General features: G+C 66.1%; 11 protein-coding genes. 5 read left to right on the plus strand and 6 right to left on the minus strand.

What is annotated here, in order from left to right; all coding sequences use genetic code 11:
* Positions 1-188: 188 nt before the first annotated feature.
* The 5 genes from DBR20_RS13005 to DBR20_RS13025 all read right to left on the minus strand — a co-directional run bounded on the left by DBR20_RS13005 (position 189) and on the right by DBR20_RS13025 (position 4353).
* On the minus strand, positions 189-1196 hold the full coding sequence (locus DBR20_RS13005) for an aminoglycoside phosphotransferase family protein (protein WP_108266470.1): 1008 nt from the start codon (positions 1194-1196) through the stop codon (positions 189-191).
* A 99-nt stretch (positions 1197-1295) separates the two neighbouring features.
* Complete coding sequence (locus DBR20_RS13010) at positions 1296-2330, minus strand: DUF418 domain-containing protein (protein WP_108266471.1); 1035 nt, start codon at positions 2328-2330, stop codon at positions 1296-1298.
* On the minus strand, positions 2327-2917 hold the full coding sequence (locus DBR20_RS13015) for a TetR/AcrR family transcriptional regulator (protein ID WP_108266478.1): 591 nt from the start codon (positions 2915-2917) through the stop codon (positions 2327-2329). Before DBR20_RS13015 ends, DBR20_RS13010 begins: the two co-directional genes overlap by 4 nt.
* Before the next feature lie 84 nt (positions 2918-3001).
* Entirely contained in the window at positions 3002-3811 is an 810-nt protein-coding gene (locus tag DBR20_RS13020; RefSeq protein ID WP_108266479.1) for an APH(3')-II family aminoglycoside O-phosphotransferase, read from the minus strand.
* Positions 3812-3849: 38 nt separating this feature from the next.
* Positions 3850-4353 (minus strand): DUF2938 domain-containing protein, encoded by a 504-nt coding sequence (locus tag DBR20_RS13025; protein ID WP_108266472.1) that lies wholly within the window; start codon positions 4351-4353, stop codon positions 3850-3852.
* Positions 4354-4408: 55 nt separating this feature from the next.
* Between DBR20_RS13025 and DBR20_RS13030 the strand changes: the two genes are divergently transcribed.
* From DBR20_RS13030 to DBR20_RS13045, 4 genes are all read left to right on the plus strand, one after another.
* Positions 4409-5074 carry a metalloregulator ArsR/SmtB family transcription factor gene (locus DBR20_RS13030; RefSeq protein WP_108266473.1) on the plus strand — a complete coding sequence of 222 codons (666 nt, stop codon included), beginning with the start codon at positions 4409-4411 and terminating at the stop codon, positions 5072-5074.
* Positions 5071-5814 (plus strand): GNAT family N-acetyltransferase, encoded by a 744-nt coding sequence (locus tag DBR20_RS13035; protein ID WP_108266474.1) that lies wholly within the window; start codon positions 5071-5073, stop codon positions 5812-5814. The genes DBR20_RS13030 and DBR20_RS13035 overlap by 4 nt, the downstream gene beginning before the upstream one ends.
* Positions 5815-5854: 40 nt before the next feature.
* Positions 5855-6571, plus strand: coding sequence for an SDR family oxidoreductase (locus DBR20_RS13040; protein WP_108266475.1), 717 nt, complete (start codon positions 5855-5857; stop codon positions 6569-6571).
* A gap of 99 nt (positions 6572-6670) precedes the next feature.
* A complete protein-coding gene (locus DBR20_RS13045; RefSeq protein WP_108266476.1) occupies positions 6671-8611 on the plus strand; it encodes an EAL domain-containing protein in 1941 nt (646 codons plus the stop codon).
* Positions 8612-8618: 7 nt separating this feature from the next.
* Here the strand turns inward: DBR20_RS13045 and DBR20_RS13050 are convergent, their stop codons facing one another.
* Positions 8619-9278, minus strand: a complete 660-nt coding sequence (locus DBR20_RS13050; RefSeq protein WP_108266477.1) for an O-methyltransferase — start codon at positions 9276-9278, stop codon at positions 8619-8621.
* Between the two features lie 103 nt (positions 9279-9381).
* On the opposite strand from DBR20_RS13050, the gene DBR20_RS13055 reads away from it, so the two are divergent.
* Positions 9382-9834, plus strand: a 453-nt coding sequence (locus DBR20_RS13055; protein WP_108266480.1) for a TetR family transcriptional regulator, incomplete at its 3' end; no start/stop codon positions are given.

Here is a 9834-nt window from a genome sequence, read left to right on the forward strand (position 1 = left end):
GTTGCGGGGGTGTCCGCGGCATGGATGCCGCGGCCAAGCCTACAGGGACGTATTCACGGCGTCCCCCGCAACCGGACCCACCCCGCCATCCCACGGAATGCCCGCTGTTGCTGTTGCTTCGGCTGTTGCTGTTGCTGTTGCTGTTGCTTCGGCCTCTGCAGGTGCCGGGCGCAGCCCGGCCGAAACCCCTACAGCACCCGATATGCGCGCTCGGCCGCATCGAATACATTGCCCGGCGCGAACTGCTCGCCCAAGTAATGCAGTGATTGCCGGTGCTGCTGCAGCGAACGTTGCGCCGCGCCGGGGCCCAGCAGCATCTGCTCGAACTCGATCAGGTCCTGCAGGATGCGCCAATGCCGGTACCACGCAATCCAGCGCGGATCGCCGAGGTCGCTGCCGTACCCCTCGGCAAAGCCCAGCGGATGCTCACGCCCCCAACGGCCACCCACCGCAGCGCCGACAAACATCAGGTCGCGCTCGCGCGGGGCAAGCGCCAGGCCGTCCCAGTCGATCAGGTGCAGCGCGTCGTCCTGTCCCATCAGCAGGTTGCCGGCGTGCAGATCGGTGTGGCAAAGGCAAAGTGCAGGTGCTTCGTCCTGCAATTCACGACGCAGTGCTTCAGCACGCTGGTGAAGTTCGGCGATGCGCGGCCGCTGCTGCTGCCACAGCGCCAGGAATGCACTGCCGGATCGATCCTGCGCCTGCGCCAGCGTTGCGGGATCCTGCAACCACGCACCCACCGTATCGACAGCCGCGGTCTCAAGCCGCAGCGTCGGCAATGCCTGGCGCAGCGTTGGCGGAATCCCGGCCTCATGCAGGCGCCGCAGCACTTCGCCCAGCCTGCGCCATTGCGCGCGGCTCAGCGGTGCCTCGAAGCCCGATTGCCCTTCGATATAGGGGAACAACGTGAACTGCAGGCCCCAGCGCTGCACCGATGCACCGCCGGTCAATGCCGGCCACGGCGCAACGATCTCTTCAATGCCCAACGTGCCACGCAGCCAATGCAGGCTGTCCCAGACCGCTGGCGCAACCTGATAGTTGCGGCACTTCAACCACCAGTGGTCGTGGCGGGCATCGATGCGGAAGACGCATGCGTTGGCGTCGGCACCCACCGGACGCGGCACCACCGCCGTCGCGTTGATGTCGTAGGACTGCTGCAGGACTTCAACGATCTGCTGCGCCGAAGCGAATGACATGGATGCAGGCGTGCTTTGGTGACGACACCTACTATCGCAGATGACCCTGCATCCGCACAGGCTAACGGGTCACAACATCGGTCTCCTGCGACAAAAGAACTAGCCGGCGACGCGTCGCATGACCGCCTCCAGCGGACCACGTGCGAACTGCCAGGACCACAACCAGGCTGCTGCGGTAGCCAGCATCACGAACAGCAGCGCGGCCATCAACACCCACGAAAGGCTGGCGCTTCCATCCAGCAGACCGAGCGATTCCAGCACGCCCATGCCAACCAGGATGTGCGCCACGTACAGGCTCAGCGTCATCCGTCCGGCCGCGGTGAACGGCTCCAGCCAATCACCGGGCTGCAGCCGCACCAGCCACAGGCACGCGGCGATCAGTGCACACGCCGCGCCTGCGCCGGTCAGCAGATACGCCGGACCGGGCGGCATCGGCTGCGTCGCCAGCCACAGCTGCCACGCCGTGCCGTGGCCCCACTGCTGCAACACCTGGCCGGCGCCCATCAACAACAGGCCGAGCAGCAGCAAGGCGCGCTGCACCCGTGGCTGCGACAACGGCAGCCGCGCCAGCAGCATGCCCAGCAGGAAGAAGCACAGCCACGGCAACACGGGATGGAAACCGTTGAACAGCAGGTTCCGCATCGCACCCGGCCATTGCCACAGACCTTCGTAAGCCAGCGTCTGCCAGTTCCAGCCCTGGCTGTAGTCCCAGCGCAGCAGGGCCCAGAACGAGAGCATCGCCAGGGCCGCCATGCTGCCCAGCAGAACACGAGGCGAGGCGCGCAGCCACAGCACCGCCACCGCGAAGTACACCGCGTAGTAGTGCAGGATGTCGGCGGGAAACACGCTCAGGTTGAGCAGACCGAGTACGGCCAGGAACACTGCCCGTCGCCAGGTCTGCATGCTCGCCTGCCACCACGCTTGCCGCTGCGTGGCCAGCATCAACCCCACCCCGGCCAGCGTCACGAAGGTTGCCGAGGCTTTGCCTTCCAGCAGATGGAAAAATCCAGCAAGCAGCCCGCCACCGTCGGCCTCGACGGCCATCGCCAGACGGAAGTTGACCAGCACCATGCCGGCCAGCGCGAGATAGCGCGCGAGGTCCAGCCCATGCAACCGTCGATCGTCACTGCTCACGAACGGCCTCCAAGCAGCGCTGCCAGCAGGTCGGGATCAAGCACGTCGGCATCGGCCTCGCGCGCCTCATCCAACCCCTGCCGCAGCGCATCGCTTTCGATCGCATCCAGCAGCACCTGCGACTGCAGCGTCGCCGACAGCGCAGGGTGCCGGCGCTCACGCCGGGCAACCTCTTGCAGGGCCTCGGCCAGACGGCGCTGCAACTGCGCGCGGTTGCCCGCAAATGCCGCCGCCACCGCCGGATTGCGCGCGCTCTCGGCCAGCACTTCCACACTCAGCAGCGCCCATTCCGGCTGCCGGCACAGGGCATGAAAATCCTGCAGGAACACCTGCACCTGCGCACGTTCGCCATTGCATTCCTTCAAGCGGTGCAACAGGGGCTGCAGCTCATCCTGTTCGGCTTCGGCCGTGGCCAGGATAAGCGCCTCCTTGCCGGGAAAGTGGTTGTAGAGATTGCCCAGGCTGACGCCGGCCGCCTGCGCGATGTCGCGCATGCTGGTCTGATGGAAGCCCTTGGCCAGAAAACACTGCAGGGCAGCCTGCAGGATCTGCGAGGCACGCTGTTCGTTGCGGTCGGTACGGTTCATGCAGCAAACAATGAACGAACGTTCGTACATTTAAAAGACCAGCCGGGGCCATCGGCAAGTCGCCGTTCAGGCCAAGGGTGGCGCCTAGAAGAACTCGTCCAGCAAGCGGTAGAACGCCAACCGCTTTTCATCGGCATCCAGGCCGTAGCGCGCGAAGAACAGGGTGACCCAACGCGTGTCACCGTAGTTGTGGACCAGACTGCGCGCCGCCAGTGCCAGGTCCTGGTAGCGATCGGCCACGCCAAGCCGGCCGCAGTCGATGAATCCACTGAAGCGCCCGGCCACGGCCATCAGGTTCGGCAGGCACGCATCTCCATGGGTCACTACGCGATCCTCGTCGCAGGGGCGGCTGGCGAGCAGTTCGGCATGAACCTGCTCGGCGCTCTGGCCCAGGCGTTCGTCATCGAAATCATCCGCATCGACCAGGCCAGCATCGACGCGTGCGCCCGCCGCCTGCAGCCGCAAAGCCAAGCTCTGATCGAACGGGCACCCGGCAATCGGCACTGCGTGCAAACCACGCAGTGCATCGGCCAGCACCACCACTACCTGCGAAGGGTGCAGTTCCGGCGCTGACGCAAGGTCGCGCCCAGGCAGCGCAGACATCAGCAACCAGCGCCGCCCCTCCTCCTCTGCAGTGGCGATCACCGTGGGCGCCGCTTGGCCTTGCGCACGCAGCCACTGCAGGCGGGTGATCTCATCATCCAGTTCGCTGAAGGCGTCGACCACTTCCGATTTCAGGAACACATCGGGCTGGCCAATCCGGTGCACCCGCGCCACGTCGGCCCGCGATACGCCGATGGACTGCCGCTCGATCCGCGCGTCGGCCAACGCTGCGCGCCACGATGCCGGCAGAAGCAGCTGTTGGCCATCAGCTTGGCTGCACACACCATCCATCAGATATTCCAGCTGCAGGTAACCCTGCACATTCTCGCTCATACACCATTGATCGCGACCAGCAGGCACGCCGCCAGGTACATGCCGATGCCGAACACAGCATGGGTGACCAGGCTGCGCAGGCGCGCCTTCTGCGGCGCAGGCGTCTTCGAGGCGGCAATGCCAGCGCCCATGCCAGGCTGGGTGATGAAGAACGGCGCGACGACGCTCAGTACGCCGAACAGCAATGCCGGCAGAACAGTCGGCGCGCGCGCCCAATCATCACCTGCGACCGCCAGCAGCATTGCGGCGAAGACCACACCGGTAACGTAGTGCGCTGACCAGCCCAGCGCGCGCTCCCCCGCTACGGCTGCCGACTGGCCGATGGCCGCATGGCGGAAGCGCCCACGGGGCAGATGCCCCAACCAGCGCCCCACCATCGCGAAGTCCAGGGACGGCACCGCGAACAGACGCCGCAGCAGCAACCCCCACAGATCCATCACCGCGGTGGCACCCACACCGATCAGCACCGCATCCAACACGAACTGCGTCCATCCACTCATCACACCATCCCTCAATCATTTGCTTGAATGATAGAGCGATGCTAGCGTGTCCTGCATGAACGCCGCAACCGAGCAGCCGCCCTCGCCGCTTGAGGCCTTGGCCGACATCGCCCGTGCCCTTGGGCATCCGCACCGGCTGGCCCTGCTCGAGCACATCGCGCAGGGCGAGCGCGCCGTCGAGCGCTTGGCCGAACTGACCCAGCTGTCAGTGGCCAACACCTCCCAGCACCTGCAGCAGCTCCGTCGCGCAGGCTTGGTACAGACCCGTCGTGACGGCAAGCGCATCCTCTATCGCAGCGGTGATGGCCCGCAGGCCAACCTGCTCGCGGCGCTGCACGACTACGCCAACCATCAGCGCAACGAGATGCACGGCGTGATCAGCGACAGCCTGCAGCGGCGCGAAGCGCTCGAAGGGCTGACGGTGGAGCAGCTGCTCGAACAGCGTGGCAGCGTTGTGCTGCTGGATGTAAGGCCCCGCGAGGAGTTCGCGCTGGGCCACATACCCGGAGCGGTCAACATTCCCGCCACTGAGCTGCGCGAACGGCTGCACGAGCTGCCGGGCGATGTGCGCATCGTCGCCTACTGTCGCGGTCCCTACTGCGTGTTGTCCAATGATGCCGTAGCGCTGATGCGCGCGCAGGGATTGACGGCGCAACGCCTGGCCGCCGGCTACCCCGAATGGAAAGCCGCCGGTCTGCAGGTGGACATGCCCCCTGCATGAACGCATCTGTCCCGGCGGATGCATTCGCATCTTCGATCGCTACCAGCTGGCAACGCATCTTCGCGGGCGAACACCTATTGCAGAGCGGGACCGACCTGCAGATCACCTGCGGCAACACGCTCGGCGAGCACGAAGACGGCATGCTGTTGCTGCCGGTTTCCGGGCCGGCACGTGCGCTGCTGCGCCCGTCGTTGGCGGCGCGCCTGCAGCTTGATGCTTCGTCGCACTGCACGCTGCAGCAGTTGCGGCAACGCATGGCCGACATCGGCAGCCACACGCATGGCGCCGACCGCGTATTCCATTTCCCCGAGGCCACGCTGCTGGCGCTGGCCGTACAGCCCAGCGCAGACAACATCCGCCCCCTGGATTCGACCGACGCAGACGCGTTTTCCCGCTTTCAGGCACACGCCAGCGAAGAGGACCTGGATGCCGCGTGGGTCGAACTGGATCACTGGCGGGTGTTCGGCGCCTTTGAGGCAGGGCGACTCGTCGCTGCAGGCAGCATGTATCCGTGGCAATTGGATCCGACGCTGGCCGACACCGGGGTACTGACCCTGGCCGATGCGCGTGGGCGCGGCCATGCGTGCCGGCTGGTGCAGGCCATGGCCGTGGCCGCCCTCAGCGCCGGCCTGCAGCCCCAGTACCGCTGCCAGCTGGACAACACCGTATCCCTCCTCACCGCAGAGCGTGCAGGAATGCGCGCGTTCGCAGACTGGGACATCCTGCTGGCGGCTGACTGAGCCATCAGGCAAGAAACAAGAAGAGAAGAAAGGACACTGCATGAAACTCATGGTCATCGGCGCCAGCAAAGGCCTCGGCCGCGCCTTCGTGGAAGGCCTCTGCCAGCCCGGCGATACCGTCATCGGCGTGTCGCGTACACGCCCCACGCAGCTGGACTGCGGCGAGGGCGTCGACCTGCACTGGATAGAAGCAGACCTGAGCCAGCCGGCACGCGCGGCCGGCAGCATCGCAGCGCAGGCGCCGCCGGATCTCGATGTGCTCATCCACAATCTCGGCATCTGGGAGGAGACCGCATTCAGTGACGACTACGATTTCCTCAACGAAAGTGACAGCGCGCTGGCGCAACTGGTGGACGTCAACATCACCGCCACTCTGCTGCTGCTCAAGCAGCTGCTGCCGCGCCTGCTGGGTGGACGCCGCCCGCAGCTGGTGTTGACCGGCTCGACCTCGGCGCTGCCGCGCAGTGGCCGTCCTGAGGTGGCCTTTGGGGCGTCCAAGTTCGCCCTCAACGGCATCGCCGATGCCCTGCGCGAAGGCTTCCGCCAGCAGCGGCTGGCCGTGACGACGCTGCAGCTGGGCTACCTCAATACCGACGATGCACTGTCGGTGCCCCTGCAGCAGGCGGCCGCACGCGGCGATGGCGAGTACGTGCCGGTGCACGACGTGGTGTCGATGGTGCGCGCCCTGCTGCAGCTGTCGCCCTCCAGTTTCGTCCGCGAGCTGGTACTGCCTGCGATCGCCGATCCGCGTTACTAACGCTCAGCCCAGACTGGCATCCCCGGTTTGGCCGCACATGCGGCCGTGGTTTACCCTGCGGCTACTGGCAGTTGGCCGCACACAGGACCGGCTATGGCTATGGACGCGCTATCAAGGGTTTCGACGCGGATCCTGGACAGCGCCCTGCCCAGCCTGCCGCTGTACCTGCTGCAGGCCACCGCAGTGATCGGCATGATCGGCGTGTTTCTGCTCGCCACCCGCCGCCAAGGTCAAGCCATCGAAGGGCGCCGCGTCTACATCGGCGCGATTCTTGGCCTGATCTATCTGTTCAACTCCTGGTTCGTCGCCGGCTACGCGCAAGGCGTGGTCAAGCTCAACCTCGGCATCGACATCCTGCTGATCAGCGGCCTGCTGGGCGGCTGGCGCGGCGGCGTCACCTGCCTGCTGGCCAGCCTGCTGGCGCGCTATCAGTTCTCCGGCACCCAGTATTTCCTGCCGGCCGGCCTGGAAGCGGCGCTGCAGGTGCTTGCCGGCATCTGGCTGCGTGGGCGGATGTACCCACGCATGCTCACCCACCTCTCGCTGCGGTTGGTCCTGCAGGCCTGGGGGGTGCGCATTGCGGTGACCCTGCTTGGCCTGGCGCTGGGCGTGGCGATCATCGGCAGCGCGCAGCTGCCCTTGCTGGAGCTGGCCACCCAGCGGGCACTCGCCCTGCCGGTGTCGCTGCTGGTGCTGGCGGCGGTATTCGCACTGGTCTACAACGACGCGCAGATCGATGCCCAGCGTCAACGTGAACATGCCTGGATGCGCATCGATCCGGTCAGCGGCCTACCCAACCTGCGCGCCCTGGACGAGCGTCTGCAACGCCACTGGCGCAACAGCGAAGACCGTGGCAATGCGTGCCTGATCGTGACCGAGATGGGCAACCTGCAGGATCTGCTGCTGCGCTATGGCCCCCTGAATGACAGCGGCCTATGGAACCCGCACACCGCCGAAGCCGTGCGCCGCACCCTGCTGCATGCAAGGCCGACCGGCACGATGGAGGTCTATCAGTTCGGAGACAACGCGCTGGCGATCCTGCTGTTCGACGCAAGCCTTGCCGATCTCCGCGCGGATGCCGAACTGCCTGCGTTGGCCGACCGGTTGTCCACGGTGATCGGCGATGACTGGCCCGGCTTCCGCCCGGTGTTCCGCTGTGCGGTGGTCGAGCTGACCCCGCCCATGCACGACGACAACTCCATCCCGTTCCGCGCCGTCACCTTGGCCTTGAACACGATCGAATCCGGCGTGGTGTTCTTCGACGATCCCATCCAGCGCGACAGCGAGGTGGATGCGTTGATCGAGATCGCGCTGGACCACTGGCTGCGGCACGCCGATGCACCGTTGTACTACCAGCCCAAGTTCCGCCTGCATGACCGCCACCTGGTCGGCGCCGAAGCGCTGTTGCGGATGCGCGATGGCGACGGCCACCTGATTGCGCCGATGCGGGTGGTTTCGCTGCTGCGCCGCCGCGGCCGTCTGGCCGAACTGGAATGGGCCACGCTGCAGGCGGCCACCGCCTTCCTTGGCCACTGCAGGGATGACGGGCACACGCTGACGATCGCGGTAAACGTGTCCGCCGAATCGCTGCGCCAACCCGGCTTCGGCGCGCGCCTGTGCACCTTGCTGGAGCAGCAACGCATACCCGGCGCGATGTTGCGGCTGGAGATCGTCGAGTGGACCGAGATCGTCGAGCGCGACGTCGTCGACGCCAACGTCGTGGTTCTATTGGCAGCCGGCATGAGCCTGTCACTGGATGACTTCGGCGCCGGCTACTCGACGCTGATCCTGCTGTCGCAGCTGTCGGTGGCCGAGGTCAAGATCGAACGGGCGCTGATCGCCACGTTGGCCGATGCCAAGTCGCAGTCCATCGTCCGCTTCATCGTGGAGGTGGCGCACCGCTGCGGCGCCATCGTGGTCGCCGAAGGCACCGAAACCACGGCACAGGAACAACTGCTGCGTGCGCTGGGAGTGGATGTCGGCCAAGGCTATCTGTATGCACACGCCCTGCCGCCGGAACAGTTCCGGCAGCTGGCGTGAACACCTTTCAGGCAAGGCGCATCGACACTTCCACATCCTCGGCGAACGGCACCGACAGATAGCCTGCGTTGCCCGATCGCATGCGCTGCTGGTAGCGCGGGCTGTCGTCAGCATTGTCGGCCACCACCAGCGCGCCCGGGCGCAGCCGCTCCTGCAGCAGGTCCAGCACATCGTCGTACAGCACCTTGGCGCCATCGAGCAGCACCAGGTCGATGGTATCGGGCAGGTCCACCGCCAGCGTCTCCAATGCGTCTCCCACGCGGATCTCCACCAGGTCGTCCAGACCCGCTTCACGCAGGTGGCCGGCGGCACGGCGCGCCTTCTCCGGCTCGAATTCGGTGGTGATCAGGCGGCCGCCGCCGTTGTCACGCAACGCGGCAGCCAGATGGATGCTGGAGATGCCGAACGAGGTACCGAACTCGACGACGGTACGCGCGCCACTGCTGCGCGCCAGCAGGTACAGCAGGCGGCCGGTTTCCGGCGACACCGGCAGCCACAGGTCCTTCAGCAGCTCGCCGTACAGGCGCCGGTATTCGGTGCGGCTGCCGAGCAGGCGCTGCCGCTCTTCGGCGGAAACGGCGGTCAAAGCCGGGCTGAGCGCACTGTCGGCTTCGGTGAACAGGCGCGCCAGCAGGGGCGCGACCGGGGCGGAAATCAGGGTCGACATGGATGGGTATTCCTTTCGGTGGCGGGGTTAGAATGCGAATGATTCGTCGCAATCAAGAATACGGACGATCCCCCGTTCCGCCTATTCGCATTGGAAAAGCCCCATGTCCGAACGTCGTCCGCCGCAGATTTCCTCGAGAAAACAGCCTCGTCAGTCACGATCGAATGACCTGGTCGCGGCCATCCTCGAAGCCGCTGCTCAGGTTTTGAAGCACGAAGGTGCCCCTCGGTTCACCACCGCGCGGGTGGCCGAACGCGCCGGTGTCAGCGTCGGCTCGCTGTACCAGTACTTCCCCAACAAGGCGGCGATCCTGTTCCGCCTGCAGCGCGACGAGTGGCAGCAGACCGGCGCGATGCTGCGCGACATCCTGCAGGACACACGGCAACCGCACCTGCAGCGCCTGCGCACGTTGGTGCATGCCTTCATCGTGTCGGAATGCGAGGAAGCGCAGACCCGTGGCGCGTTGAACGATGCCGCGCCGCTGTACCGCGATGCGCCGGAAGCGCAGGAAGCACGCAGCGAGTCCGACGATGCGATGCTCGCGTTCATGGCCGAA

It is taken from the genome of Stenotrophomonas sp. HMWF023, from assembly GCF_003060985.1.
GTDB classification, from domain to species: Bacteria; Pseudomonadota; Gammaproteobacteria; order Xanthomonadales; family Xanthomonadaceae; genus Stenotrophomonas; species Stenotrophomonas lactitubi.